The sequence below is a fragment of the Streptomyces sp. NPDC029122 genome (assembly GCF_055569445.1).
The window spans coordinates 62,005-88,028 of sequence record NZ_JBVHWK010000006.1 but is presented as its reverse complement, the minus strand read 5'-3'; the positions used below and the strand labels follow the sequence as shown (position 1 = coordinate 88,028).

The 26,024-nt window shown below is 73.0% G+C and carries 22 protein-coding genes and 1 tRNA gene; 4 read left to right on the top strand and 19 right to left on the bottom strand.

The genetic code is table 11. The annotated features are described in order from the left end of the window. Window positions 1–72: 72 nt before the first annotated feature. The 13 genes from ACZ4WZ_RS10005 to ACZ4WZ_RS09945 form a co-directional block, all read right to left on the bottom strand. Window positions 73–708: an arsenate reductase/protein-tyrosine-phosphatase family protein gene (locus tag ACZ4WZ_RS10005; RefSeq protein ID WP_388939725.1), complete on the bottom strand. Its 636-nt coding sequence runs from the start codon at window positions 706–708 to the stop codon at window positions 73–75. After that, entirely contained in the window at window positions 705–1,352 is a 648-nt protein-coding gene (locus ACZ4WZ_RS10000) for an L-threonylcarbamoyladenylate synthase (RefSeq protein WP_467887594.1), read from the bottom strand. Before ACZ4WZ_RS10000 ends, ACZ4WZ_RS10005 begins: the two co-directional genes overlap by 4 nt. 52 nt (window positions 1,353–1,404) lie before the next feature. Then, on the bottom strand, window positions 1,405–2,250 hold the full coding sequence (gene prmC / locus ACZ4WZ_RS09995; protein ID WP_007266582.1) for a peptide chain release factor N(5)-glutamine methyltransferase: 846 nt from the start codon (window positions 2,248–2,250) through the stop codon (window positions 1,405–1,407). Window positions 2,251–2,294: 44 nt separating this feature from the next. Further along, window positions 2,295–3,374, bottom strand: coding sequence for a peptide chain release factor 1 (gene prfA, locus ACZ4WZ_RS09990; RefSeq protein ID WP_388939721.1), 1,080 nt, complete (start codon window positions 3,372–3,374; stop codon window positions 2,295–2,297). 119 nt (window positions 3,375–3,493) lie between these two features. Next, the gene (gene rpmE, locus ACZ4WZ_RS09985; RefSeq protein ID WP_007266580.1) at window positions 3,494–3,712 is read right to left on the bottom strand and encodes a 50S ribosomal protein L31; all 219 of its coding nucleotides are present in this window, start codon (window positions 3,710–3,712) and stop codon (window positions 3,494–3,496) included. Between the two features lie 183 nt (window positions 3,713–3,895). Beyond that, the gene (locus tag ACZ4WZ_RS09980) at window positions 3,896–4,999 is read right to left on the bottom strand and encodes an LCP family protein (protein WP_467887590.1); all 1,104 of its coding nucleotides are present in this window, start codon (window positions 4,997–4,999) and stop codon (window positions 3,896–3,898) included. Between the two features lie 264 nt (window positions 5,000–5,263). Continuing rightward, window positions 5,264–7,348 (bottom strand): transcription termination factor Rho, encoded by a 2,085-nt coding sequence (gene rho / locus ACZ4WZ_RS09975; protein WP_467887587.1) that lies wholly within the window; start codon window positions 7,346–7,348, stop codon window positions 5,264–5,266. Window positions 7,349–7,763: 415 nt separating this feature from the next. After that, window positions 7,764–8,702, bottom strand: a complete 939-nt coding sequence (gene thrB / locus ACZ4WZ_RS09970) for a homoserine kinase (RefSeq protein ID WP_388939716.1) — start codon at window positions 8,700–8,702, stop codon at window positions 7,764–7,766. Window positions 8,703–9,065: 363 nt separating this feature from the next. Continuing rightward, on the bottom strand, window positions 9,066–10,136 hold the full coding sequence (gene thrC / locus ACZ4WZ_RS09965) for a threonine synthase (protein ID WP_467887583.1): 1,071 nt from the start codon (window positions 10,134–10,136) through the stop codon (window positions 9,066–9,068). Between the two features lie 6 nt (window positions 10,137–10,142). Further along, complete coding sequence (locus ACZ4WZ_RS09960; protein WP_467888039.1) at window positions 10,143–11,432, bottom strand: homoserine dehydrogenase; 1,290 nt, start codon at window positions 11,430–11,432, stop codon at window positions 10,143–10,145. Window positions 11,433–11,602: 170 nt separating this feature from the next. Then, window positions 11,603–12,994 (bottom strand): diaminopimelate decarboxylase, encoded by a 1,392-nt coding sequence (gene lysA / locus ACZ4WZ_RS09955; protein WP_467887580.1) that lies wholly within the window; start codon window positions 12,992–12,994, stop codon window positions 11,603–11,605. Between the two features lie 19 nt (window positions 12,995–13,013). Then, a complete protein-coding gene (gene nrtL / locus ACZ4WZ_RS09950) occupies window positions 13,014–13,979 on the bottom strand; it encodes an ArgS-related anticodon-binding protein NrtL (RefSeq protein ID WP_467887578.1) in 966 nt (321 codons plus the stop codon). Window positions 13,980–14,048: 69 nt separating this feature from the next. Beyond that, the gene (locus ACZ4WZ_RS09945; protein WP_467887575.1) at window positions 14,049–14,516 is read right to left on the bottom strand and encodes a response regulator; all 468 of its coding nucleotides are present in this window, start codon (window positions 14,514–14,516) and stop codon (window positions 14,049–14,051) included. A 106-nt stretch (window positions 14,517–14,622) separates the two neighbouring features. On the opposite strand from ACZ4WZ_RS09945, the gene ACZ4WZ_RS09940 reads away from it, so the two are divergent. Further along, window positions 14,623–14,694: transfer RNA gene (locus ACZ4WZ_RS09940), tRNA-Arg, on the top strand. 174 nt (window positions 14,695–14,868) lie between these two features. Here the strand turns inward: ACZ4WZ_RS09940 and ACZ4WZ_RS09935 are convergent. The 3 genes from ACZ4WZ_RS09935 to ACZ4WZ_RS09925 all read right to left on the bottom strand — a co-directional run bounded on the left by ACZ4WZ_RS09935 (window position 14,869) and on the right by ACZ4WZ_RS09925 (window position 19,958). Next, window positions 14,869–16,044, bottom strand: a complete 1,176-nt coding sequence (locus ACZ4WZ_RS09935) for a hypothetical protein (RefSeq protein WP_467887572.1) — start codon at window positions 16,042–16,044, stop codon at window positions 14,869–14,871. Between the two features lie 65 nt (window positions 16,045–16,109). After that, entirely contained in the window at window positions 16,110–18,593 is a 2,484-nt protein-coding gene (locus tag ACZ4WZ_RS09930) for a helicase-associated domain-containing protein (protein WP_467887569.1), read from the bottom strand. A 54-nt stretch (window positions 18,594–18,647) separates the two neighbouring features. Further along, a complete protein-coding gene (locus ACZ4WZ_RS09925; RefSeq protein ID WP_467887566.1) occupies window positions 18,648–19,958 on the bottom strand; it encodes an MFS transporter in 1,311 nt (436 codons plus the stop codon). A 223-nt stretch (window positions 19,959–20,181) separates the two neighbouring features. Here ACZ4WZ_RS09925 and ACZ4WZ_RS09920 point away from each other — a divergent pair, with 223 nt between their 5' ends. Then, window positions 20,182–21,171, top strand: coding sequence for an XdhC family protein (locus tag ACZ4WZ_RS09920; RefSeq protein WP_467887563.1), 990 nt, complete (start codon window positions 20,182–20,184; stop codon window positions 21,169–21,171). A gap of 362 nt (window positions 21,172–21,533) precedes the next feature. Further along, on the top strand, window positions 21,534–21,929 hold the full coding sequence (locus ACZ4WZ_RS09915; protein ID WP_467887560.1) for a DUF6479 family protein: 396 nt from the start codon (window positions 21,534–21,536) through the stop codon (window positions 21,927–21,929). A gap of 126 nt (window positions 21,930–22,055) precedes the next feature. Here the strand turns inward: ACZ4WZ_RS09915 and ACZ4WZ_RS09910 are convergent, their stop codons facing one another. Together ACZ4WZ_RS09910 and ligD are read right to left on the bottom strand one after the other, a co-directional pair. Further along, window positions 22,056–22,955 carry an ATP-dependent DNA ligase gene (locus ACZ4WZ_RS09910; protein WP_467887557.1) on the bottom strand — a complete coding sequence of 300 codons (900 nt, stop codon included), beginning with the start codon at window positions 22,953–22,955 and terminating at the stop codon, window positions 22,056–22,058. Further along, window positions 22,952–23,836 carry a non-homologous end-joining DNA ligase gene (gene ligD / locus ACZ4WZ_RS09905; RefSeq protein ID WP_467887554.1) on the bottom strand — a complete coding sequence of 295 codons (885 nt, stop codon included), beginning with the start codon at window positions 23,834–23,836 and terminating at the stop codon, window positions 22,952–22,954. The genes ACZ4WZ_RS09910 and ligD overlap by 4 nt, the downstream gene beginning before the upstream one ends. 31 nt (window positions 23,837–23,867) lie before the next feature. Here ligD and ku point away from each other — a divergent pair, with 31 nt between their 5' ends. Beyond that, window positions 23,868–25,055 (top strand): non-homologous end joining protein Ku, encoded by a 1,188-nt coding sequence (gene ku / locus ACZ4WZ_RS09900; protein WP_467887551.1) that lies wholly within the window; start codon window positions 23,868–23,870, stop codon window positions 25,053–25,055. Between the two features lie 18 nt (window positions 25,056–25,073). Here ku and ACZ4WZ_RS09895 read toward each other — a convergent pair whose 3' ends face one another. Then, entirely contained in the window at window positions 25,074–25,868 is a 795-nt protein-coding gene (locus ACZ4WZ_RS09895) for a nuclease-related domain-containing protein (protein WP_467887549.1), read from the bottom strand. Window positions 25,869–26,024: the final 156 nt, after the last annotated feature.

The following is a 26,024-nucleotide window of genomic DNA, read 5'->3' as shown; positions in this document are numbered from 1 at the left end:
GCGTGGGTGTACCGGTACCAGCCACTGTAGGCCGGAGCCGCCCGACGCGCCCGCCGCCCGGCGCGGCGTGGCTCAGCGGGGGGAGGTGACGCCCGTCAGGGCCGTGACGACGGGGTCCAGCGCCTGGTTGATCTCGTCGCCGATCGAGCGGAAGAAGGTGATCGGCGAGCCGTACGGGTCGTACACCTCGTCGGCGTCGGCGGACGGCGCCAGCAGCCAGCCGCGCAGCGCCGCGGCGGCCCGTACCAGCGCCCGCGCCCGCTCGGCCATGCCGTCGTCCAGCGGCGGCAGCGTGGCCGGGTCTATCGCCCGTACGAGCCGGGTGAACTCCTTCAGCGTGAAGGTGCGCAGTCCCGCCGAGTGGCCCATGGAGATGACCTGCGCCCGGTGGTCCCGGGTGGCGGTGAGCACCAGGTCGGCGCGTATGACGTGCTCGTCCAGCAGCTCCCGCCCGGTGAACCCGGACGCGTCGGCGCCGAAGTCGGCGAGGACGGCGGCGGCGTTGGCCTCCATCGGGGCGCCCTCGTGGCCCCAGGTGCCGGCGCTCTCCACGATGAGGTCCCCGGCCGGCAGGCCCAGGGCGCCCAGCCGGTGGGCCAGCGCGTGCCGCGTCAGCCGCTCGGTGATGGGCGAGCGGCACACATTGCCGGTGCTGACGTGGAGTATGCGGAAGGACCGACTCGCTATGCCACGCCCCTCAGGGCTCACGGAGCCACCTCGAGGTCGGGTACGACCTCCCGCAGCTGTTCCGCGGTCAGCGCGCCCTCGCGCAGCAGTACGGGAACCTTCCCGGTGACGTCGACGATCGACGACGGCTCGGTGCTCGGCGTCGGACCGCCGTCCAGGTACACGGAGACGGAGTCGCCGAGCATCTCGCGGGCCGCGTCGCAGTCCGCCGGCGCGGGGTGCCCGGAGAGGTTCGCCGAGGACACGGCCATCGGGCCGACCTCGGTCAGCAGCTCGATCGCGACGGGGTGCAGGGGCATCCGCACGGCCACGGTCCCGCGGGTCTCCCCCAGGTCCCAGGCCAGCGACGGCTGGTGCTTGGCGACCAGCGTGAGCCCGCCCGGCCAGAAGGCGTCGACGAGCTCCCACGCCTGCTCGGAGAAGTCCGTGACGAGGCCGTGCAGGGTGTTCGGGGAGCCGATGAGGACGGGGGTGGGCATGTTGCGGCCGCGTCCCTTGGCGGCGAGCAGGTCGCCGACGGCCTCCGGGCTGAAGGCGTCCGCGCCGATCCCGTACAGGGTGTCGGTGGGCAGCACGACGAGCTCTCCGCGGCGCACCGCCGAGGCCGCTTCACGCAGACCCGTCTTGCGGTCCGTCGCGTCGTTGCAGTCGTATCGCCGGGCCATCAGCGGATCTCCTCGTGCGGCGGGGTGGTGGCGGGGGAAGCGGTCGCGCGGGTCACGGCATGGCCTTGCGGGCGGTCGCGAAGCGCGGACGGTTGTTCAGGTCGGGGTGGTCGGCGGCGTCGGCCCAGCCCCGTTCGTCGGCGAAGATCCACGGCACCTGGCCGCCCTGGGTGTCGGCGTGCTCGATCACGACGATGCCGCCGGGTCGCAGCAGCCGGTGGGCGGTGCGCTCGATGCCGCGGATGGTGTCGAGGCCGTCCTCGCCGGAGAAGAGCGCCATCTCGGGGTCGTGGTCGCGGGCCTCGGGTGCCACGTACTCCCACTCGGTGAGCGGGATGTACGGCGGGTTGGAGATGACCAGGTCGACCTGCCCGTCCAGCTCGGGCAGCGCGGTGAGCGCGTCGCCCTGGTGGACGGTGACCCGGGAGCCCTCGGCGTTCTTGCGGGTCCAGCGCAGGGCGTCCTCGGACAGCTCCACGGCGTGCACGCGCGAGCGCGGCACCTCCTGCGCCATGGCGAGCGCGATGGCGCCGGAGCCGGTGCACAGGTCCACGATCAGCGGCTCGACCACGTCCATGGCGCGGACGGCGTGTATGGCCCAGTCCACGACCGACTCCGTCTCGGGCCGGGGCACGAACACCCCGGGGCCGACCTGGAGCTCCAGGTACCGGAAGAAGGCCCGGCCGGTGATGTGCTGGAGCGGCTCGCGGGCCTCGCGGCGGGCGACGGCCTCCCAGTAGCGGGCGTCGAAGTCCGCGTCCTTGACGTGGTGCAGTTCCCCCCGCTTGACGCCGTGCACGAAGGCCGCGAGCTCCTCCGCGTCGAAACGCGGTGAGGGCACGCCGGCGGCGGCCAGCCGCTGGGTGGCCTGGGCCACCTCGGCAAGCAGCAAGTTCACGCTGGTCCTCCGGGCTGCTGTCGTACGGGGGGGTGGGACGAAGGTCAGTGCGCGGCCGCGAGCTTCGCCGCGGAGTCGGTGTCGACGCACGCCTGGATGACCGAGTCGAGGTCGCCGTCGAGCACCTGGTCCAAGTTGTACGCCTTGAAACCGGTCCGGTGGTCCGAGATCCGGTTTTCCGGGAAGTTGTACGTACGGATCTTCTCGGAGCGGTCCACGCTGCGCACCTGGCTGCGGCGCTGGTCGGAGGCCTCCTGCTCGGCGGCTTCCTGGGCGGCGGCCAGCAGGCGCGAACGCAGGATGCGCATGGCCTGCTCCTTGTTCTGGAGCTGGCTCTTCTCGTTCTGGCAGGAGGCGACCACACCGGTCGGGATGTGCGTGATGCGCACGGCCGAGTCGGTGGTGTTGACGGACTGGCCGCCGGGGCCCGAGGAGCGGTACACGTCGATGCGGAGGTCGTTCATGTTGATCTCGACCTCGACCTCCTCGGCCTCCGGGGTGACGAGCACGCCCGCGGCGGAGGTGTGGATGCGGCCCTGGGACTCGGTGGCCGGCACGCGCTGGACGCGGTGCACGCCGCCCTCGTACTTCATCCGGGCCCACACGCCCTGGCCGGGCTCGGTGGCCCCGTTGCCGCCCTTGGTGCGGACGGAGACCTGGACGTCCTTATAGCCGCCGAGCTCCGACTCGGTGGAGTCGATGATCTCGGTCTTCCAGCCCACGCGCTCGGCGTAGCGCAGGTACATGCGCAGCAGGTCACCGGCGAACAGGGCGGACTCGTCGCCGCCGGCGCCCGCCTTGATCTCCAGGAGCACGTCCTTGTCGTCGCTGGGGTCGCGCGGGACGAGCAGCAGGCGGAGCTTCTCGGTGAGCTCTTCGCGCTGGGCGCTCATTTCCTTGACCTCGGCGATGAAGTCGGGGTCGTCGGCCGCCAGCTCCTTGGCCGTCTCGATGTCCTCGCCCGCCTGCTTCCACGCACGGAAGGTGGCGACGATCGGGGTCAGCTCCGCGTATCGCTTGTTCAGCTTGCGCGCGTTCGCCTGATCGGAGTGGACCGAAGGGTCGGCGAGCCTCTTCTCGAGGTCGGCGTGCTCGCCGACCAGTTCCTCGACCGCTTCGAACATCGGATGCTCCTGTGGTGAAAAGTCAAAAATGGGCTGGGCTGGCTGAACGACGACAAAGGCGCCGGTCCGGCCGCCCCCGCGTGGTCAGGGGGCGGCCGAGGACCGGCGCCTGGGTCGCGCTACTTCTTGGCCGCACCCTTGCCGAAGCGGGCCTCGAAGCGGGCCACGCGGCCACCGGTGTCGAGGATCTTCTGCTTGCCCGTGTAGAACGGGTGGCACTCGGAGCAGACCTCGGCACGGATGGTGCCCTCGGTCAGGGTGCTGCGGGTGGTGAACGACGCGCCACAGGTGCAGCTGACCTGGGTCTCGACGTACTCGGGGTGAACATCGCGCTTCAAGGTGTCTCCTAGATTCGGGAGGGCGCCGGGTCGCAGGAGCCGAATTGCGCACTGCGTGAACCGGGGCCGACAGACCAGTCTGCCAGGACCGGGCCGCCTGTCAAAATTCCGGGAACGCTCCCCTCAACGGGGAGGGGCCGCCACCTATTCCCCGGGGCTGCTGCCGGGTCCCGGCAGCCCCTCCTACTGGACGATCGAGCCCGCGGTGCTCTTGTCCCCGGCGGACTTCTCAGTGGCCTGGGGCGGGATCGGCTGATCGGCCAGCAGGGAGTCCCAGACCATCTTGGACTCCTTGGTGAGGGGCACCACCCGGTCGCGGTCGGAGGGGTCCGGCCCCACCGGCAGGGTGATCATGTGCATGTTCTCGGCGCCGATCCCCTGGAGGCCCTGGGCGAAGCCCATGAGGGACTTCACGTCACCGAGGGCCTTGTCGGTGGTGATCGCCTTGGTGGCGGAGTCGGCGAGGCCGAACAGCTTCTTGGGGTTGTCGAACACCCCGAGCCCCTTGACCTGCTTGATCAGCGCCTTCATGAAGGCCTGCTGGAGCTGTATTCGGCCCAGGTCGCTGCCGTCGCCGACGCTCTTGCGGGTGCGTACGAGGCCCAGGGACTGCTCCCCGTTGAGCTTGTGCGGGCCGGGCGGCAGGTCGAGGTGGCTGGCGTCGTCCTTGATCGGCTTCGTGGTCGTGAGCTGGACCCCGCCGAGGTTGTCGATGATCTTCTTGAAGCCGGTGAAGTCGACCTCGATGTAGTGGTCCATGCGGATCCCCGACAGCTGCTCCACGGTCTTGACCGCGCAGGCCGGCCCGCCGACCGTGAAGGCCTCGTTGAACTGCGCCTTCTTCCGGCCGGGGTCGGTCTTGCCCTTGCCGGTGGCGCAGGCGGGGCGCGGGACCATCGCGTCGCGCGGGATCGAGACGACGCTGGCCTTGTGGTGGCCCTCGTAGAGGTGGACGATCATCGCGGTGTCCGAGCGGGCGGATCCGCCGTCGTCCTGGCCGTACTCGCTGTTGGCGCCGCTGCGGGAGTCGGAGCCGAGGACGAGGATGTCCATGGAGCCGTTGTCGACGTCGGCCGGGCGGTCCTTGCCGAGGGCCTGGTCGATGTCGACGCTGTGCAGGTTGCCGTTGAGCTTGAAGTAGAACCAGCCCAGCCCGCCCCCGCCCAGCAGGACCACTCCGGCGGCGGTCCAGGCGGCGACGGTGAGGCCCTTGCGGCGCCGCGGCTGCCCCCTGCGCCGGCCCCCGCGTGCGGCTCGGCGGCCGCGGCCTCTGCTGTCCTCGCTCATGCTCTCCTCAGTCCTGGCTCCGTGCCCGTCGTCTCTCACTCAGACGGACGAGCGCGGTCCAGGGTTCCACGGCTCCCGGTGCCGTTCGCACGCCGGGGGCGGACCACCCGGGGTGCCCCGGGGGCTGTATGGCGCCGGTCTGCCTGGGGTTTCGGTACGGGCCGCAGGAGTGCACCGGCGGCGGGAGTGTGGTGAAGATCGCAAAAACGGAACCGCCCCCGCCACAGAAGTGGCGGGGGCGGTTCCGTACTACGGGCGACCCGGTCAGTCGTCGTTCTTGCCGGCCGGGGTCGTCTTGGCGATCTGCATCAGGAACTCGGCGTTCGACTTCGTCTGCTTCATCTTGTCGAGCAGCAGCTCGATCGCCTGCTGCGAGTCGAGCGCGTGGAGCACCCGGCGCAGCTTCCAGACGATGGCGAGCTCCTCGCTGTTGAGGAGGATCTCCTCCTTGCGGGTGCCCGACGGGTCGACGTCGACGGCCGGGAAGATGCGCTTGTCGGCGAGCTTGCGGTCGAGCTTGAGCTCCATGTTGCCGGTGCCCTTGAACTCCTCGAAGATCACCTCGTCCATGCGCGAGCCGGTGTCGACGAGCGCGGTGGCCAGGATGGTCAGCGAGCCGCCGTCCTCGATGTTGCGCGCGGCGCCGAAGAAGCGCTTCGGCGGGTACAGCGCGGTCGAGTCGACACCACCGGACAGGATGCGGCCGGAGGCGGGCGCCGCGAGGTTGTACGCGCGGCCCAGACGGGTGATGGAGTCCAGCAGGACGACCACGTCGTGACCCAGCTCGACGAGGCGCTTGGCGCGCTCGATGGCCAGCTCGGCGACGGTGGTGTGGTCCTCGGCCGGGCGGTCGAAGGTCGAGGAGATGACCTCGCCCTTGACCGACCGCTGCATGTCGGTGACCTCTTCCGGACGCTCGTCGACCAGGACGACCATCAGGTGGCACTCGGGGTTGTTGGTGGTGATCGCGTTGGCGATCGCCTGCATGATCATGGTCTTGCCGGTCTTCGGCGGGGCCACGATCAGACCGCGCTGGCCCTTGCCGATCGGCGACACGAGGTCGATGATGCGGGTGGTCAGCACGCCCGGGTCGGTCTCCAGGCGGAGCCGGTCCTGCGGGTAGAGCGGGGTCAGCTTCTGGAACTCCGGTCGGCCGCGGCCCGATTCAGGCGCCATGCCGTTGACGGAGTCCAGGCGCACGAGGGCGTTGAACTTCTCGCGGCGCTCGCCGTCCTTGGGCTGGCGGACCGCACCGGTGGTGTGGTCACCCTTGCGCAGGCCGGCCTTGCGGACCTGGGCGAGGGAGACGTACACGTCGTTCGGACCGGGCAGGTAGCCGGAGGTCCGGATGAACGCGTAGTTGTCGAGGATGTCGAGGATGCCCGCGACGGGGATCAGCACGTCGTCATCGGCGACCTGCGGCTCGTTCGGCGCGAACTCGTCACGGCCGCGACGGCCCCGGCGGTCGCGGTAGCGTCCGCGGCGGCCGCGACGGCCGTCCTCACCGTCGAAGTCGTCCTGCGGGCCGTTGTCCTGACGGTCCTGCCGGCCCTGGCCGCGGCCGCCCTGCTGCTGGCGGTCCGCGCGGTCCGTACGGTCCGTACGGTCCTGGCGGCCACCGCCCTGCTGCTGGCCCTGGCCGCCCTGCGGCTGACCCTGCTCGTCGGCCTTGGCGCCGCGCTCACGGCGGCCCTGCTGGCGGTCACCGCGCTCGCCGCGCTCACCGCGGTCACCGCGCTCGCCGCGGTCACGGCGGTCGCGGCGGGTGCGGCCCTCGGCGGCCTCCTGCGCCTGGCCCTGGGGCTGGGCGGACACCGCGACGGCGGCCTCGGCCTTGGCCTCGGGCTGCGCGGCCGGGGCGGTCTCGGTCTTCTGCTCGACCTGCACGGCGGCGGGGGCCGAGGACTCGGGGCTGCCGGAGGGGGCGGTGGCCCGGCGGCGGCGGCGCTCGCCGATGGGCGCGTCCTCGCTGGCCGGCTGGCCCGGGATCTCGATCTGCGGCTGGACGGCGGGCTTCTCCGCGGGAGCCGCGGCGGCGGCCTCGCCCGTGCGGGCCTTGCTGGTGGCGCGGCGCTTCGGCTTGGCCTCGGCGGCGTCGGCGGCGGGGGCCGCGGCGGCCTTGGTGGCGCTGCCGCCCTGCGCCTCCTTGATGACCTCGATCAGCTGGCTCTTGCGCATCCGCGCGGTGCCCCTGATACCGAGGCCCGACGCGACCTGCTGCAGCTCGGCCAGGACCATGCCCTCGAGGCCGGTACCGGAGCGGCGGCGCTTGGGGGCGGCGCCCGCGGCGGGAGCACTGGTGTCGACGTTGGTGTCGGCAGCGCCCATCAGATCGGTGGTGTCGCTCACGAAGGGTCCTTCCCTGGAGCGGACGTCGGCCTGTCTGGCTCGGCGACCGGTTGTGCTGTCCGACAACAGTCCTAGGTGTGGACCGTGCCGGGGCGGTGGTCCGCCGGTAGAGATACGGCGGAGAGAAACGTGCGTGGTGGTTCCGGCGAGAAGCCCCCGAGCTGGAAGCGTGGGAATGTCACGCCGATTCCGGAGCGTGCCCGAAACTGCTGGCAGTGATCAAAGCAGTCGGGGAGGCTCCCGGAAGAAATGTGGTCCCGAATGGGGACACTGAGCACCGAGCCATGGCGGCTTCGGATGCGCACTTGAGATTAACACTACCGGATCCAACAGACATTCCCCCTCTCAATCACCGGCAATCGCCCTGTCGGGGGCGGACGGCCTGCCCGGCCGCCCTCCCCCGAGGGCCGTGTCGCTACGACACGGGCTGACCGCCCTGGGCGCCCAGCGGAAGGACGCTCGCACCCGCGGCGTCGAGGGCGAGCCGGTTGGCCGCCCACCCCTCGCCCGCGAGCTGCGCGACCTTGTCGGCCGCGCCGTTGTCGACCAGCGCGAGGACCGTGGGGCCCGCACCGGAGATGACCGCGGGGAAGCCGTCCGCCCGCAGCCGGTTGACGAGTGCCACGCTCTCCGGCATCGCCGGGGCCCGGTACTCCTGGTGCAGCCGGTCCTCGGTGGCGGGCAGCAGGAACTCGGGACGCCTGGTCATGGCCTCCACGAGCAGGCCCGCACGGCCCGCGTTCACCGCCGCGTCCACGTGCGGGACGGAGCGCGGCAGCAGCCCGCGCGCGGTCTCGGTCAGGACCGGCTTCGACGGGACGAAGACCACCGGAACGATGGAATCCGAGGGGTCCATCCGGATCGCCTTGGCGCTGCCGCCGTCCATCCAGGCCAGGGTGAAGCCGCCGAGCAGGCAGGCGGCGACGTTGTCGGGGTGGCCCTCGATCTCGGTGGCGAGCTCCAGCAGCGCCGCGTCGTCGAGCTTGGCCTCGCCGCCTATGGTCACGGCGCGGGCGGCGACGATGCCGGCGCAGATCGCGGCGGAGGAGGAGCCGAGGCCCCGGCCGTGCGGGATGCGGTTGGCGCAGACGACCTCCAGGCCGCGCGGCTGCCCGCCCAGCAGGTCGAACGCGGTGCGCATGGAGCGTACGAGGAGGTGGCTCTCGTCCCGCGGGAGGGTGTCGGCACCCTCACCGGCGATGTCGATGTCCAGGCCGGAGTCGGCTACCCGGACGACGACGTCGTCGTAGAGCCCCAGGGCCAGGCCGAGGGCGTCGAAGCCGGGGCCGAGGTTGGCGCTGCTGGCGGGGACGCGCACCCGTACGGCGGCGGCGCGGAACGCTGGACCTGCCATCGGTCGATGACACTCCTTGTGACTGTGCGGGATCCGGCTGCTGTGCGGGATCTTCGCTGCGAATGTACTGGAGAACGTACGACACCCGAAGGCCCATGGGGCAGCACCGTGGTCATGTGCGCGGTGGCGGATGTAAGTACAGCGTATCGAAGGAAGGTTCTCCCGCGACATAGGGCGCACAGGAGGCGCACGATGCGTGTCGGTGTCTTCCGGCGGATACCGCTGCGATCCGGGTGGCTTCCGGCCGGCTTGCGGCGGCGTACGGCCGGGCCGCCGGATTCCGGAGACTTCCGGAATCCGGCAACCCGGGCGTGGGGCCCGGGGGCCGGGGGCGGGAAGCCCTCGGCCCGGGGGCCCCGGGGGTCAGACCAGGCCGAGACGGATGGCGGCGGCCTCGGCGTCCACCGGGACGGTCACCGGCTGCGGAGCGCCGGCGATGGCCCAGTCGGGGTCCTTGAGGCCGTTGCCGGTGACGGTGCACACGATCGTCTGGCCGGGGTCGACCAGGCCGGCCTCGGCGGCCTTCAGCAGACCGGCGACCGACGCGGCCGAGGCGGGCTCGACGAAGACGCCCTCCTGCGCGGCCAACAGGCGGTAGGCCGCCAGGATCTGGCGGTCCGTCACCTCGTCGATGAAACCGCCCGACTCCTCGCGCGCGGCGAGCGCGTAGTCCCAGGAGGCCGGGTTGCCGATGCGGATCGCGGTGGCGATGGTGTGCGGCTCCTTGACGATCTCGCCGCGCACGATCGGCGCGGAGCCGGAGGCCTGGAAACCCCAGAGGCGGGGCGTGCGGGAGGCCAGGCCGTCGGCCTTGTACTCCTTGAAGCCCTTCCAGTACGCGGTGATGTTGCCGGCGTTGCCGACGGGCAGCACGTGGATGTCGGGGGCGTCGCCGAGCGCGTCGACGATCTCGAACGCGGCCGTCTTCTGGCCCTCGATCCGCACCGGGTTGACGGAATTGACCAGCGCCACCGGGTAGTTGTCGGACAGCGCGCGGGCCAGGTTCAGGCAGTCGTCGAAGTTGCCGTCAACCTGCAGGATCTTCGCGCCGTGCACGAGGGCCTGGCCCATCTTGCCGAGCGCGATCTTGCCGCGGGGCACGAGGACGGCGGACACCATCCCGGCACGCACCGCGTAGGCGGCGGCGGAGGCCGAGGTATTGCCCGTGGAGGCGCAGATGACGGCCTTGGCGCCCTCCTCCTTGGCCCTGGTGATGGCCATGGTCATGCCGCGGTCCTTGAAGGACCCGGTGGGGTTCGCGCCCTCGACCTTGAGGTGGACCTCACAGCCGGTGCGCTCGGAGAGCACCTGGGCCGGGACGAGGGGAGTGCCGCCCTCGCGGAGCGTGACCACGGGAGTGGTGTCCGTGACCGGCAGACGGTCCCGGTACTCCTCGATGATGCCGCGCCACTGGTGGGTGCGATTGCTGCTCATGGGTCCTTACTCCCCTTCAACACGCATGATGCTGGCGACACCGCGCACGGTGTCCAGCTTCCGCAGCGCCTCGACGGTCCCGGAGAGGGCGGCGTCGGGTGCGCGGTGGGTGACGACGACGAGGGAGGCCTCGCCGTCCTTGCCCTGCTGCCTGACCGTGTCGATCGACACGCCGTGCTCCGCGAAGGTGGTCGCCACCTGGGCGAGGACGCCCGGCTTGTCCGCCACATCGAGGCTGATGTGGTAGCGGGTGACGACGTCCCCCATGGGGCTGACCGGCAGCTGGGTGTATGCCGACTCGCCGGGCCCCGTTGCCTCGGCGAGCTTGTTGCGGCAGACGGCGACGAGGTCGCCGAGGACCGCGGAGGCGGTCGGAGAGCCGCCCGCGCCGGGCCCGTAGAACATGAGCCGCCCGGCGGCCTCGGCCTCGACGAAGACCGCGTTGTACGCCTCGCGGACGGAGGCGAGCGGGTGGGTGAGCGGGATCATCGCCGGGTGGACGCGGGCGGTGACGGACTCGCCGTCGGCGGCGCGCTCCAGGATGGCGAGGAGCTTGATGGTGCAGCCCATGCGCTTGGCGGAGGCGAAGTCCGCGGCGCTGACCTCGGTCATGCCCTCGCGGTAGACGTCGTCGAGGCGGACGCGGGTGTGGAAGGCGATGCCGGCCAGGATCGCGGCCTTGGCGGCGGCGTCGTAGCCCTCGACGTCGGCGGTGGGGTCGGCCTCGGCGTACCCGAGGGCGGTGGCCTCGTCGAGCGCCTCCTGGTAGCCGGCGCCGGTCGAGTCCATCTTGTCGAGGATGAAGTTCGTCGTGCCGTTCACGATGCCCATCACCCGGTTGATCTTGTCGCCGGCGAGGGACTCCCGCATCGGGCGGACCAGCGGGATGGCGCCGGCGACGGCGGCCTCGTAATAGAGGTCCAGCCCGGCCTGCTCGGCGGCCGCGTGCAGGGCGGCACCGTCCTGGGCGAGCAGCGCCTTGTTCGCGGAGACGACGGAGATGCCGTGCTCGAAGGCGGTGGTGATCAGGGTGCGGGCGGGCTCGATGCCTCCGATGACCTCGATGGCCACGTCGATGTCGCCCCGTTTCAGGAGGGCGGTCGCATCGGTGGTGATCAGCGACGGGTCGATGCCCTCGCGCACCTTGGAGGGACGGCGCACAGCCACGCCGGCGATTTCGACGGGCGCGCCGATCCTGGCTGTCAGATCATCGGCGTGCGTCGTCATGATGCGCGCCACCTCTGAGCCGACCACGCCACAGCCCAGCAGCGCCACCTTCAGCGGACGCGTACGCATCATTGACCTACGCCTTTCGATCTTTCTTCGCTCCCGGCGCGCGGTTTGCGCGTCAGGTATGACCCAGTCTCACTCAATGGACAGAAGTTTCCATCTCCGGTCCATTGAGTGAGACGTGGACTGAGACGTCTATTTTGGGGACCCGGGGGCCTTCCCCAGAAACATGCGGTTCATCCGAGGTCGAGGGACAGGAGATCTTCTTCCGTCTCGCGGCGGACGATCACCCGGGCCGCGCCGTCGCGCACGGCGACGACGGGCGGGCGGAGCGCGTGGTTGTAGTTGCTGGCCATGGAGCGGCAGTACGCCCCGGTGGCGGGCACGGCGAGGAGGTCGCCGGGCGCCAGGTCGGCCGGCAGGAAGGCGTCCTTCACCACGATGTCACCGCTCTCGCAGTGCTTGCCGACGACGCGGACGAGCATCGGCTCGGCGTCGGAGACCCGGGAGACCAGGGTGACCGCGTACTCGGCGTCGTAGAGGGCCGTACGGATGTTGTCGGACATGCCGCCGTCGACGGACACGTACGTCCGCAGCCCCTCGAGCGGCTTGATGGTGCCGACCTCGTACAGGGTGAAGGCCGTCGGGCCGACGATGGCGCGGCCGGGCTCGACGGAGATCCGGGGCGCCTTCAGCCCGGCGCTCTCGCACTCCCGCGCCACGATCTCGGTGAGGGCCTTGGCGATCTCGTGGGGCTCGCGCGGATCGTCGGCCGACGTGTACGCGATGCCGAGCCCGCCGCCGAGGTCGATCTCGGGCAGCTCGACGCCGTGCTCGTCGCGGACGGCGGCCAGCAGCCGGACCACCCGCTTGGCGGACACCTCGAAGCCGGCCATGTCGAAGATCTGCGAGCCGATGTGGGAGTGGACGCCGAGCAGCTCCAGGCTGTCGTGCCCCAGCGCCCGCCGCACGGCCTCCGCCGCCGAGCCGTCGGCGACGGCGATGCCGAACTTCTGGTCCTCGTGGGCGGTCGCGATGAACTCGTGCGTGTGCGCCTCGACGCCGACGGTGACGCGGATCTGCACGGGCTGGCGTACGCCCAGCTCGCGGGCGATGTGGGCGACGCGGGCGATCTCCTGGAAGGAGTCGAGCACGATCCGCCCGACGCCGGCTCCGATGGCCCGGCGGATCTCGCTCTCCGACTTGTTGTTCCCGTGGAAGGCGATCCGCTCCGGGGGCATCCCCGCGGCGAGGGCCGTGGCCAGCTCCCCGCCGGAGCAGACGTCGAGGTTGAGCCCCTCTTCCTTGAGCCACTTCACGACGGCCTTCGAAAGGAAGGCCTTGCCGGCGTAGAACACGTCGGCGTCCTTGCCGAAGGCGTGCGCCCAGGCGCGGCAGCGGGCACGGAAGTCCTCTTCGTCGAGGAAATAGGCGGGAGTCCCGAACTCCTCGGCGAGCCGCGTCACTTGGATGCCGCCGACGCTGACGACCCCGTCGTCGTCGCGGGTGACCGTCCGGGACCACACCTTCTCGTCGAGCGCGTTCAGGTCGGCGGGCGGCGGGGCGTAGTGGCCCTCGGGCAGGACGTCGGCGTGGCGGGGCCCGGCGGGGTGCGCGGAACGGCTCATCGGAATCTCTCTTCGCGGATCACAGGAAGTCGGGGGCGTCTATGCCGAGGAGGGCGAGGCCGCCTGCCAGCACCGTCCCGGCGGCTTCGGCGAGTGCCAGCCGGGCGCGGTGGGCGGCCGAGGGTTTCTCGTCCCCCTTGGGCAGCACCTGGTGCTGGAAGTCGAGGAGCGCGTCGGCGACGGCGACGAGGTGCCGGGTGAGCCGCTCGGGCGCCTGGTGGTGCGCGGCGGCCTCCAGGACGAGCGGGTACTCGGCGAGCAGGCGCAGCAGGGCGGGGGCGTCGGCGTCGCGGGGCCCGGCGGGCTCGGCCGGCCCGGCGGGCTCACCTGCTTCTGCGGCGAACCCGAGCCGGCCGGCGTTGACCCGCAGGGACCGGGCGCGGGAGTGGGCGTACCGCACCCGGAAGAACTCGCTGGACTCGTCCTGGACGAGCAGGCCGGGCGTGAAGGAGGGGGTCTCGCGGGCCGGTACGCAGAGCATGGCCCAGGCCGCGGCGTCCGCCCCGTACGCCGCGACGACGTCCCCGTCGCGCCTGGCGACGGGCACGACGCGCAGCCCCTCGGGGCCGGGTGCGCCCTGACTGGCCCGGATCCGCCGGACGGCCTCCCCCAGGACCCGCGCACGCGCCTCCCCGTCGGGCACGTACCCGTACCTGCGCCCCCTGGCCCGGATCTCGCGCACGAGCTCGGCGGCGGGGACCGGCGCGAGGGTGAAGTTCAGGAACCCGGGCCCGGTGATCTCCACACCCCGGATCCCGGGCTCGTCGGCGAGCAGCCGGGCCGCGAGCACCCGGGCGACCTCACGGGGCTCCCGCCGGGCGCTCTTCGCAACCTGGAGGGCGACGGGGCTGGCGTACTCCCCCACTCCCCCGGGCCGGGTCCGTTCGACGACGACCCGCGCGGGCACGCTCCCGGCCAGCTCCCCGTCCTCAACGGCGCGACGTACGGCTTGTACGACGGCACGAGAGAGGTCGGCGGGGATCACGGAACCCAGCCTAGGGGAGATGCCCCCGGGCCATGCATCGGGTTTCGCCATGTGAACAGGGCGGAGCCGTCAGGCCCCCCGACCGGCCCTCCCGGCGCGCCCGGCCGGGGCGCCCTTGCGCTCGACGAGGCGGCGTACGACACGGACCAGCTCGGCCGGCTCGAACGGCTTGGCGACGAACGCGTCCACCCCGGCGGCGATCGCCGCCTCGACCTCGAGCTGCGTACAGGCACTGACGATGGCGACGGGCACGTGCCGGGTCCGGGGATCGGCCCGCAACTGCGCGGCGGCCCCGAACCCGTCCAGCCGGGGCATGACCACATCAAGCGTGATCGCATCCGGACACACGCGGTGCACGACGTCCAGGCACTCGACACCATCGCTCGCGGTCACGACCTCGAAGCCCTCCAGCTCGAGATTGACCTTGATCAGCTGCCGGATGACCTTGTTGTCGTCGACAACAAGCACCCGGCCCGAGGCGCCTGGCACAACTCGAGAGTAGGTCGCCCTAAGCCCCCGCGTCCGGGTTTTTGCCACTTCCACCCCCTCCGGGCGACCGACCTCCCCCTCCCGCCCAAATCGGTTCCTGATCACCCCGCGGAAGCTGGTAGTGTTCAACCCGTCGCCGCAACGCGGACGACACGCCCCCGTAGCTCAGGGGATAGAGCAACGGCCTCCGGAGCCGTGTGCGCAGGTTCGAATCCTGCCGGGGGCACTTCGCAGGAAGTGCCCAAGACCCCGCCATCAGCGGTCACGCTGAGACGGGGTCTTCGCGTATGCGCGGCCAACTGCCGCCGTAAGCAGCCGTATGTCAGATCCCGTTGACCATTCGTGGACGCGATCACGGCGCATCGGACTGGTCGGATTCTCTGACCGCCGGGTCGTACGGTCAGGCCGTCCAGCGCGCGCGGGGCAGAAGTACGGCGATGGCACCGCTCAACGCGAAAAGGATCGGCGAGACGAATTCCCCCGGGGCACCGGCCCAGGTGAACAGGCCGGCGAGCACGATCAGGATCGTGACCGCTGCCGCGGCCTGCCAGACGGTCTGCCGCCGCGTCCCACGGCTCGGCGTCGTTCGCCGGTCCTCGGGAAGGTCTTCCCAGGCCAGCTCAGGAACGATCAACCGGTCGCGGCAGACATCCGCCAGGACACCGGAGACGAGGGACAGCACCCGGCTGAGAGCCTCACGCGCGGCACTCCCGTCGGCGCCGTCGACGGGTGCGCCGGCTGAGGGATCGATCGCGGCGGCGTGCGCCACGGCCGCCAGCCGGTAGCGCTCAAGGGACTCCAACAGATGTGCCGCGTACAGCTGGATCTCGGCCTCCCTTCGCGCTCTGCTCACCCGGTCGCCGGTGAGCACCGCATGGCGCGCCAGCCGTTCCAGCGCCATGCAGAACTCCTCGACGGTGCGGTACGACCAGTCCACGGGGAAGTACGCCGTCGGCCGCCGGTCCCGATCCCGAAGGGACTCCGACAAAGTCCTGACCCTGCTGGCGGCGCTGTCCGGCAGAACCAGCGCCTCAAGGGCCACGACACCTCGGAACACGGCTTCTCCATAGGGATCCGCCCTGCGCCGCGAGACTGCCTCAGCGGCTGTCACCGCGACCGAGAGGGCCAACAGGCCGACGCTGATGGCGGCGGTGACGGGAAGCGGGGGCCCGCCCCATCCTCCTAGCGCTCCGTAGAGCATCATGCCTGCCGCCAGGTTGGGCGGGCCGTACAACCACAGCCGTGCGGTTGCCCAGCGCCTGTGCGCACACACCCGGGCAGCGAGCGCGGCGCCGTCCGGCAGAGCGGCCCGAGCCCCGTCCGCGGCCGTGAGCGCCGCCCGTAGTTCATCGATCCGCTTCCGGGCCGAGCTGCTCCCGCGCAACGGGCCGGAAGTCAGCCATCCCCCGGGGCGCCTGCGCGAGCAGAAGACAAAAGACGCCGTGAGGAGCCACAGAAGGGATATCCAGATGGTGCTGAAGTCCAGGAGGAACATGATCAGCCAGGCCGCGGTCTCCGGCGTCGCCTGCGCGAGTTCCTCGTGCCCCGGGAGAACTGCGGTCGCGGAGTGCATCATGCTCCCCAGGCTCACATGCCCCACTGACAGCGCCGTTCGTGCAGACGGTGCGTCCGGCGGGGCCCCTACCCGCCCTCGGTGAGCAACACGGCCAGGCTCCGGGCACTGGAGGGAACGCCCCCGACCTGTTCGCCGAAGGGCGGGTGGGCGTGGTCGAGGGATGGGAGGAGGCTTCGCGTGCGGTCGGTGGGGCTGCGGTCGAGGATCGTGGTGCCGGTTTCGGTTTCCTGGGTGGGGGCGTAGCCGGCGGCGCGCAGGGCCGTCAGGGTCTCCTCCGGCGGGGCCGTGGAGATCAGGACCGTTGGAGCGATGCGGCGGAGGCCGAGCTTGGCCAGGCCGCGGGCCTGGGACACCTCCTCGATCAGGGCGGTGTCGTCCGAGCGGATGCAGCACGCGGAGCGCACGACCTTGAGCCGGCCGTGGGTGCGGGCGGTGTCCTTGACCGTGTAGCAGAGGGGCTGGGGCAGCGGGGTGCCGCCTTCGCTCGCGGCGGTGAGGCGGTCGAGGAGTTCGTCGGCGCTCCAGCCGGCGTCCAGGGCCCGGCGTACGGAGGCCGCGGTGATGCGCCAGACCACGGCGTGCCCCTCGGACTCGATGTCGCCGACAGCGGAGAGCAGGGCGGAGAGCGCGGGGGCCGGCGCGCCGGTCACGGTGGCCGTCAGGTCGCTCTGGAAGCGGGCCGTGGTGCTGGGTTCGGGCAGGGCGGCATAGAGGGCCTCGCGCAGGGCGGTGACCGCGGCGGCCAGGGCCGGGCGTAGGGACAGGTCTTCGCCCAGGCCGTGGGAGCCGCGCCCGGCGGGGTCGGCGCCCGCGCCGGGCACGGCCGGGTAGTGGTGGGCCGCGCCCGCGTCCAGCAGTCCGCACAGGGCACGCCCTACCGGGGTGAGCGCGCCGTGGGCGACCACCCCGAGCAGGGCGGCTTCCTCGAGGGTGGCGGCCAGGCGGTCGAGGAACTCGTGCGGGACGGGTTCGCCGGCGTCGTCGGTCCCCAGGTGCGGGCGCAGGAGCGGCTGGAACCATGCTGCCGTGGCGAGGAGTTCGGCGTGGGCGAGGGCGTTCCGCGGCAGCAGCAGTCCGTGTCCGGCGGGGAGCGTGGCGAGGGCGCGCAGTACGCCGGTCCGCAGGGCCACCGCTTCCTCGTCCTGCGGGCTGATGAGCGCGACCGGGGGTTCGTCGGGGTCCGGCCAGTGGCTGAGGATCTCGGGGACCACCGCCCAGGCCGCCAGCAGCGGCAGCAGCTTGCCCGCGGCGGGGGCGCCGGCCCAGGGGTCGTAGCGGTCGGTGGGCAGGAGCCGTGCCGACGGCTTGGGGGTGGTGGGGTTCCGGCGGCCGCTCCGGGGGCCGGGGGCCGGCTCCTGCTGCCGGGGGGCCGCGAGGCCGGCGTTCACGGCGAGGTCGAGCCACAGCCGGGTGTGCGCCTCGTCCGCACCGGCCGCGCGGGCCAGCCGCCGGGTGTCGCGTACGGCGATCCCGCCCGCCTTGCGGACCGTCACCGGCTGGGCCGCCAGGGCCCGCAGGACCAGTTCGGCCCGCCAGACGGCGGCCGCGGCGGCCGTACCGCCCTCGCCCTCCCAGCCCGGGGCCAGGGGGGTGGTGGCGGTGAACGGTTCGGGGTCCAGCCGGGGCCGGGGTGCCGCGTCCTCCTCGCGCAGCGCGCGGGCCACCTCGTAGGGGAGCTCCGCCAGATCGGGGCCGACCGGGATCAGCATCCCCCGCGCCGCCAGCCAGTCGGTGCCCTCGTCGCCGCTGCCGCCGTCCCGGAACACGTACGCGGAGTCCGTGCCCGCGTACTGGTCGCCGTTGCGGCTGACGAAGCAGTGGGTGCGCAGCAGCGGCGGGCCGGGCACCAGGTGCTCCAGGAGCTCCCGGGCGCGGTCCGGGGCCCGCGCGGCCAGTGACCTCACCCGGGCGGGGTCGGCGTAGAGGGCGGTGATCAGTTCCTGGGCCTGGTCGCGGGTCCGGGCGGCGCCCTCGCCGAAGAGGCGGGTGGCGATCCGCTTGACCTCGGGGGCGTTGTAGGCGCTGGTGAGCAGTTGGGCCACGGTGCGGCCGTACCCGTCGAACCCGGCGGCCCGGACGTGCAGCAGCGGCGGGAGCGCCAGCCGCCCGCGGGGGGCGGGCAGGAGCAGGGCGCGCTCGCGCAGTCCGGCGAGCGTACGGGCGGCTCGCCGCCGCGGCTCCCCCGGCTCGAACCAGCCCAGTACGTCCTCCTCGTCCACCAGCCGCCCGGAGGGTTCCACGGGCGCCGCCGGCCGGTGTCGCTGCCAGGGGTAGTGGGGGCGCCCGTCGGGCTCGGCGCCCTCGGCGGGTCCGTGCCGCTCCAGGGCGTGGGCCGCGATGGAAGCCAGCAGGTGCAGTTCCCCGAGGGTGCCGGCCATCAGGGCGCGGCTCACCGACTCGTCGGTGAGCAGGTGGTCGGCGAGCTCCCGGAGGGAGGTGACCGGCCGGTGTCCTGCGGCGAGCGGCAGGCCTCGCTCTTCCAGCAGGGCGGTGAGCCGGTCCGGGCCGAGGGTGCCGAGCCATTGCGTGAGGGCGGTGCGCGCGTTCACCCGGCGAGCCTATCGGCGCTGTTCACCTCGAAGGGGTGAACGGCGGGGGATCGTTCAGGACTCCTCGCGCCGGAGGTCCTGCGCGGTGGTGCCGGAGTGCGCGGTCCGTGCGGGTGAGCCGTCGGGGGCGGGTGAGCCGTCCGGGGCGGCGGCGGGTTTCCGGCTGGGGGCGGCCGTCACGGCCAGGGCCGTGGCCGTGGCCGCCAGCGAGACCAGGCCGCCCGCGGAGAGGGCCCAGCGGGGGCCCCAGTGGTCGGCCAGCCAGCCCGTCAGGAGGGCGCCCAGCGGGGTGGTGCCCTGGAAGATCAGCATGTAGAGGGCCATGACGCGGCCCCGGTAAGCGGGGTCCGAGCCGAGCTGGATGCGGTGGTTGGCTGCCTGCGCGAAGTACATCATCGCGAAGCCGGTCAGGGCCAGCAGCAGGCAGGCCGTCGGGAGGGTCGGGGCCAGGCCGGTGAGGGCTTCGGCGGCGCCGAAGGCCAGGGCGGAGCCCGTGACGACGGCGGCCGTCGGCCGGGCGCGGCGGGACGAGGCGGCGAAGGCGGCCAGCAGGGAGCCCGCCGCCAGGGAGCTGCTCAGCAGCCCGAAGGCGGCCGAGCCGGTGCGGAACCCGGTCTTGGCCAGCAGGGGCAGCGTCAGCTGGAAGTTGAAGCCGGCCAGGCCCAGTACGCCGATCAGGGCCAGCGGGAGGACCAGGTCCGGGCGCCGGGCCACGTAGCGGAGCCCGTCCGCCACCCGGGGGTCGGCGGGGCGGGCCGGCGGGCCGTGGAGTTCGGCGGGGCGCATCAGCGCGAGGCCCGCCACCGCCCCCAGGTAGCTGCACGCGTTGATCAGGATCACCGGCCCGACGTCGAGGCGGGCGATGAGGAGGCCGGCCGCGGCGGGGCCGGCCACCCGGGCGGCGTTGAAGTACGCGCCGCTCAGGGCCGAGGCGTTGGGCAGCAGCTCGTTGCCCACCATCTCCCCGACGAAGGCGATGCGGGTGGGCGCCTCCACCGAGTTGACCGTGCCGAGGGCGAGTGCGAAGAGCCAGATGTGCCAGAGCCGGATCTCGCCCAGGAGCACCCACAGGCCCAGGACGAGGGCGAAGGCCCCTGACGCCAGGTTGGCGAGCACCAGGATGCGGCGTTTGCTGTGGCGGTCGGCGAGCCGGCCCCCGTACAGCGTCAGCAGCAGGACGGGGGTGAACTGCAGGGCCGTCACCACCCCCAGGGCCGTGCCCGAGTTCCCCGACAGCTCCAGCACCAGCCAGTCCTGCGCGATCACCATCATCCAGGTGCAGGTCACCGAGAGGAGCTGGCCGAGGAAGAAGAGCCGGAAGTTGCGTACGGAGAGGGAGTCGAAGGCGTGTCTGAGGGTGTGCACGGTGGTCGTTTCCCTTCGCGTTCCCTCGATTCTCCGGGGTGACGGTGGAGCAGCCACTCGTGGGGGGTCTTCCGGTGGTCCGTACGAGGGCGACGGGCCGGTGTCTGTGGGTTCGGGGGGTGGGTGGCGGCGCGGGGCGTGCGTAGGGTGGTTTCCGAGGCCGCTTCGTGCCCGTTGACCAGGTGCTTTGCGGCGAGGGAGCGCACAGAGGATGGGGCGACGGATGCGTGAGCTTGCGGGGACGGCACAGCGGTGGACGGCCGAGGGACGCGTGGCCTTCCTGGCCCGGCCGGTGACCGAGCAGGGTTTCGGGCCCCGGGATCCCGCCGGGGCCGTACTCGTGGACGCCCGGGGGGAATGCGTCGGGGCCCTGTACCGCGGGGTCTTCGACGCCGAACTCGTCGCGGAGGCCGGGGCCGTGGGCGCCGGGCGGACCGCGCGGGTGTGCGAGGTGTCGGTCGGTGCCGGCGAGGCGGTGGACGCGAAGCTGACCTGCGGCGGGCAGGCCGAGGTGCTGCTCCAGCCCCTCTCGACGGTCCCCGCCGAATGGTGGGAGCTGCTCGGCAGCGGCGCCGGGGTGGCACTGGTGACCCGGCTCGGCGAGGGCGCGGACGGCGCCGTCGACCCCGTCAGCGAGGTCGTACGGGCCGGCGACGAGCCCGCCGACGACGCCGGGCGGCGGGCCGGGGAGCTGCTGGGGACCCGGCGCCCCGGGCGGGACGCCCTGTACGGGGGCTCCGGGCTGGTGCTGGTGGAGGCGTATCCGTCGGCCCCGCACCTGGTGATCGGCGGGACCGGTGAGCTGGCCGAGGTGATCGGCGCGCAGTCCGCGCTGCTCGGCTGGGAGGCGGTCGTGGTGGAGACGGCGGCGGACGCGGAGAAGGCGCTGACGGCACACCGGGACGCCGCCTGCCTGGTGCTGCTCAGCCACGAGCCGGACTTCGACGTGCCCGCGCTGCGCACGGCCCTGGCCCTGGGGATCCCGTACGTCGGCGCGCTCGGCTCGCGGCGGACCACCGCGCGGCGCCGGGAGGGGCTGGTGGCCGCCGGGGTGGACGAGGCCGCGCTGGCCCGGGTGCACGGTCCGATCGGGCTGGACCTGGGCGCCAGGACCCCGGCGGAGACGGCGCTGGCCATCTGCGCCGAGATCCTGGGCGTGCTCGGGGGCCGGGACGCGCGGGGGCTGCGGGATTCGGAGGGGCCGCTGCGCTGAGCGGCCGCCCGGCGATCCGGGGTTTCGGCCCGCGCCGTACGGGTTACGGGGTTTCGGCCCGCGCCGTACGGGTTACGGGGTTTCGGCCCGCGCCGTACGGCGTACCGGCCCGGGCGGGGAGCCGGCCGCGTCATCCGTCCGGAGCACGGGGCGCGGGGGGAATCGTTCCGGGCCGGTACGGGATGGGCCGGCGGCGGGAGCGGGGCCCCGGGCCGGGCGTCCTCGCCCGTGTTCCCGGGGAGGCCGGGCGGGTCCGGGGGGAGCTCCGGCCGCGGCTGACGGACGGCAGGAGGCGCGCAGGCCGGGGGATTCTTTGCACCGCTCCCGCGTGCAAAAGCAGCAAAAACGGGAAAATGGGATCTATGGACACGATCCTCAGCGTGGACGAGATCCTGACCGACATCGCGTGGTTCTTCGTCATCGGAATCATCATCACCGGCATGCTGCTCGGCGGCTTCAAGCTGGGCCAGCGGGTCCGGGCGAAGGAACCGCCGCCGCCCACCCCCGAGAGCCAGCCGCACCTGCCCGAGGGCGGGGCCGTCCACGAGGTCCGCGAGGAGCGGGACCCGGTGGAGATCCCCAAGGGCGGTCTGCGGCCGCACGAGATGCAGGGCTACGGGAACTTCGGCTCCACCACCTCCACCCATGCCGACGAGGTCCGGGCCGAGCGGGAGTCCGGCTTCGAGAAGCCGGAGGGGCCGGGACCGCACCCGCAGCCCGGCGCTCCCCCCGACGCCGGCCGCGGGGCGCACTCGTAAGCGGTCCCGCACGCGTCCCGCGAGCCGCCCCCACGCGCCCGCGAAGACGCCCGGCCGCCCCCGCCCCGGACCGGCACCGGCCCCTGATCCGCGCCTCCCGCGCGGGTCGGGGGCCCGTCCACGCGCCTACAGGTCCGTCCGCAGCCGCAGCACCTCCGGCGGCGGGTGCCGTGCGGAGGTGTGCCGGACCTCGGCGGCCAGCGGCGGGTCCAGCGGGGTGAACGGCACTTCCCCGAGCCCGATCGCGGTGACCGTGGCCCCGCCCGGGGCGCTGCGCCCGCGCTCGGCGAGCGCGGCCGCGAGCTCCGTACGCAGCGCCGCCGACAGCGGGCTCGACACCAGCGGCGCCTCGTCCTCCTCCCCCGGCAGGACCAGGACCAGTGCCGTCGGGCGGCGCGCGGTGCCGGTGTAGCCGACCACCGCCGCGTCCCGCACGTCCGTGTGCCGGAGCTTGCGCCAGCCGCGCCGCCCGGCCGGGTAGGGCTGGTCCAGCCGCTTCACCACCAGGCCCTCGATGCCGCTGGCGGGCAGGGTCTCGTACCAGGTCTGCGCCAGCTCCGGGTCGGTCGTCATCGGCACCGGCTGGAGCGGCGGCCCGAGCGGCAGCAGCAGGTCGACCAGCAGCGCCCGGCGCCGCTCGTAGGGGCGGCCGCGGACGTCGACCCCGGCCAGCTCCAGCACGTCGAAGGCCGCGTACGAGGCCGGCAGGCTCTGCGCCAGCACGGCGGCGCGGGCCTGCGTGGCCGCCGCGCGCCGCTGGACCAGGGCGAAGTCCGTACGGCCGGCGTGCCAGACGACCACCTCCCCGTCCAGCACCGTACCGGCGGGCAACTGCCGGGCGGCCGACGCCAGATCGGGGAACGCGCTGGTGACGTTCCGCCCGGAGCGGGCCTGGAGCACCACGTCCTCCGCGGTGCGCAGCACGACCATGCGGTGGCCGTCGAACTTCGGTTCGTACGCCAGGCCCGCCCCGCGCGGCAGGGTCCGTACGGCGGCGGCGAGCGCGACCCGCACGCGCGGGGTCACGGCAGGCTCCCGGCCTGCCCCGGGTCGTTCAGCGGGGCGAGGAGGTCGCCGTCGCGGGCCAGCCTGGGCGCGATGTCGTCGGCGAGGAACACCAGGTCGGAGGGGTCGCGGCAGGCTTCGACCTCCGCCCAGGAGACGGGTGCGGAGACGGTCGGCAGGGGCCGCGCGCGCAGCGTGTAGGGCGCGGCGGTGGTCTTGGCGGCGGCGTTCTGGCTGTGGTCGACGAACACCTTGCCGGGGCGCAGCGCCTTGGCCATCCGGTGCACGACGAGCCCGCGCAGCTCGCCCTCGGCCTCCTGGGCGAGGGCCTTCGCGTACGCGGACGCGCGCGCGGAGGAGACCGGTTCGAGCGCCACGGCCAGGTGCAGCCCCTTGGAGCCGGAGGTCTTGGCGTACGCGGTCAGGCCGTCGGCGGCGAGGCGCTCGCGCAGCCAGAGGGCGGCGGCGCAGCACTCGACGACGGTGGCGGGCGGGCCGGGGTCGAGGTCGAGGACGAGCCGGTCGGCGACGGCGGGGGCACCGGCCCGCCACTGGGGGGTGTGGAACTCCACGACCAGGTTGGCGGCCCACATCAGGGAGGCCAGGCCGGATACGACCACTTGTTCGGCCCGTTCGTCCTCGGAGCGGGGCACGGGGGTGGTCTTCACCCAGGCGGGTGTGCCGGGCGGCGGGTTCTTGGTGAAGAAGAGCTGGCCGTCCGGGCCGTCCGGATAGCGCAGGAAGGAGAGGGGGCGGTCCTGGATGTGCGCGAGGAGGGAGTCGGCGACGGTGGCGTAGTAGTGCAGCACCTCGCCCTTGGTGAAGCCGGTCCTCGGGTAGAGGACCTTGTCCAGATTGCTGAGCGCGATGCGACGCCCCTCCACCATCGTGATCGGCGTCATACGATGAGATTGCCACGAAACAGGAGGAACCGTGCGATCCATTTGGAATGGGGCGATCTCCTTCGGCCTGGTCAGCATCCCGATCAAGCTCGTGAACGCCACCGAGAGCCACTCGATCTCCTTCCGTCAGATCCATGTGACCGACGGCGGCCGGGTCCGCTACCGCAAGGTGTGCGAGCTGGACGGGGAGGAGGTGTCCTCCGCCGAGATCGGCAAGGGGTACGAGGAGGCGGACGGGTCGATCATCCCGATCACGGAGGACGACCTGGCGCGGCTGCCGATCCCGACGGCGAAGACGATCGAGATCGTGTCGTTCGTACCCACCGAGGAGATCGACCCCCTCCAGATGGACGCCGCGTACTACCTCGCGGCGAACGGCGCCACGGCGGCCAAGCCGTACACGCTGCTGCGGGAGGCGCTCAAGCGCAGCCGCCGGGTCGCGATCGCCAAGTACGCGCTGCGGGGGCGGGAGCGGCTGGGCATGCTGCGGGTCGTCGACGACGTGATCGCGATGCACGGGCTGCTGTGGCCGGACGAGATCAGGACGCCGGAGGGGGCGGCCCCCGAGGCCTCGGTGACCGTGCGGGAGGCGGAACTGGACCTGGCCGACGCGCTGATGGCCACGCTCGGCGAGGTGGAGATGTCCTCCCTGCACGACGACTACCGCGAGGCCGTGGAGGCGATGATCGCGGCGAAGGCGGGCGGGGCGTTCGAGCCGTCGGAGGCCGTGGTGGAGCCGGCCGGGGCGCAGGTGATCGACCTGATGGCGGCGCTGGAGAACAGCGTCCGGGCCGCCAAGGCCTCGCGGGGCGACGGTCAGCGGAGCGCGGAGACGGAGGGCATCGAGGGCGAGGAGGCGGAGGAGGGCACGGAGGCGCGGGTGACCCCCATCCGGCGCGGAGCGGCGCCCGCCGCGCCGAAGGCGGTGGGCGGGAAGAAGTCGACGGCGTCGGGCGCCCGCAAGACGGCGGCGTCCGGGAAGAAGACGACCGCGAAGTCCACTTCGGCGTCCGCTTCGGGCAAGTCGCGCGCGGCGAAGTCCACTTCGACCGCCACGAAGTCCGCCTCCGCCGCCACGAAGTCCGCCTCGGGGGCGACGAAGTCCACCGCGAAGTCCGCCACGAGGTCCACCACGAAGTCCGCTTCCGCCGCCGCGAAGAAGACGGCGGGCGCCGGCGCGGCCAAGAAGGCGGCGCCGCGCAAGCGGAGTTCGGCCTGAGGGTGACCGGGGTGGCGCTCAGGCCCACACCGGGCGGGCGCGGGCCCGGGCGAAGAGGGCTTCGACCTCCGGGGGCTTGAGGGTCGCGGGCACGGCCCGCAGCAGGGCCGTCAGGGTCGGGGGCTGGAGGACGAGGACGTCCCGCTGCGTCGGGGCCACCACCACCCGGGAGGCGTCGGCCAGGGCCAGGGCCGGGGTCACCGGAGCGGCCAGCACCCGGGCGGCGCAGGCGGCCGCCCGGCGGATCCAGCGGGGGTCGGGCCGGGGTTCGGCGCGGCCCACCGTCAGCAGCAGGTCCCCGACCTGGGCGCGCTGGCGGCGGCCCGGGACGGTACGCACGGCGAGGACGCCCGGCGGGCCGATGAGCAGGTGGTCCAGCAGCCCCAGACCGGGCAGCGGGACGTCGTGCAGGGCCCGCCAGTCCGCCGCCTCCAGCAGGTCGAGCTCCGCGCCCGTACGCTGCCGGGCCTGGAGTTCCTGCCGCATGCGGAGCCGGGCGCGGCCGCTCGGCGAGCCGTACGCCAGCTCGCCCAGCAGGGTCTCGCCGGGCCGGTTCGGGGCCAGGTCCCGGTCGGGCGGCAGGCTCAGGCAGCGCAGCTCCGCGGCGGTCGGCACCGGGGGCGGGCCGATGGTCCAGCCGCGGGTCAAGTACGGGCGCAGGGCGGCCAGTACCGCTTCGCGCTGACCCTCCGCCAGAACGCTGATCCGGTTGGTCTGCCGGTCGTACCAGGCGACCGCCTGACCGTCCGGCCGGTTGACGTAGAGCCGGCCGCGGCCGGGCCTGCCGCTCGGAAGGACCTTGAGTCCGCGCATCGGCCTCACCCCCGCCGTCCATGGGAGCAGGCGGCGCCGCCCCGGGCAATCCCTCGGTTGTGTAACAGCTCCGTCGGGTCCCTGCTGCCTTCCTGTTACAAGGCCATCGCCCTACCGCAACGGCCGGGGCCTACTTTTGTGCCGTCCGGAGCACCA

Coding starts and splice junctions, on each gene's coding strand:
- ACZ4WZ_RS10000 (WP_467887594.1), bottom strand. CDS start 1,352: ATGGCCCGGCGATACGACTGCAACGACGCGACGGACCGCAAGACGGGT.
- prfA (WP_388939721.1), bottom strand. CDS start 3,374: ATGTTCGAAGCGGTCGAGGAACTGGTCGGCGAGCACGCCGACCTCGAG.
- ACZ4WZ_RS09980 (WP_467887590.1), bottom strand. CDS start 4,999: ATGAGCGAGGACAGCAGAGGCCGCGGCCGCCGAGCCGCACGCGGGGGC.
- thrB (WP_388939716.1), bottom strand. CDS start 8,702: ATGGCAGGTCCAGCGTTCCGCGCCGCCGCCGTACGGGTGCGCGTCCCC.
- thrC (WP_467887583.1), bottom strand. CDS start 10,136: ATGAGCAGCAATCGCACCCACCAGTGGCGCGGCATCATCGAGGAGTAC.
- ACZ4WZ_RS09960 (WP_467888039.1), bottom strand. CDS start 11,432: ATGCGTACGCGTCCGCTGAAGGTGGCGCTGCTGGGCTGTGGCGTGGTC.
- lysA (WP_467887580.1), bottom strand. CDS start 12,994: ATGAGCCGTTCCGCGCACCCCGCCGGGCCCCGCCACGCCGACGTCCTG.
- ACZ4WZ_RS09935 (WP_467887572.1), bottom strand. CDS start 16,044: ATGATGCACTCCGCGACCGCAGTTCTCCCGGGGCACGAGGAACTCGCG.
- ACZ4WZ_RS09920 (WP_467887563.1), top strand. CDS start 20,182: ATGCGTGAGCTTGCGGGGACGGCACAGCGGTGGACGGCCGAGGGACGC.
- ACZ4WZ_RS09915 (WP_467887560.1), top strand. CDS start 21,534: ATGGACACGATCCTCAGCGTGGACGAGATCCTGACCGACATCGCGTGG.
- ligD (WP_467887554.1), bottom strand. CDS start 23,836: ATGACGCCGATCACGATGGTGGAGGGGCGTCGCATCGCGCTCAGCAAT.
- ACZ4WZ_RS09895 (WP_467887549.1), bottom strand. CDS start 25,868: ATGCGCGGACTCAAGGTCCTTCCGAGCGGCAGGCCCGGCCGCGGCCGG.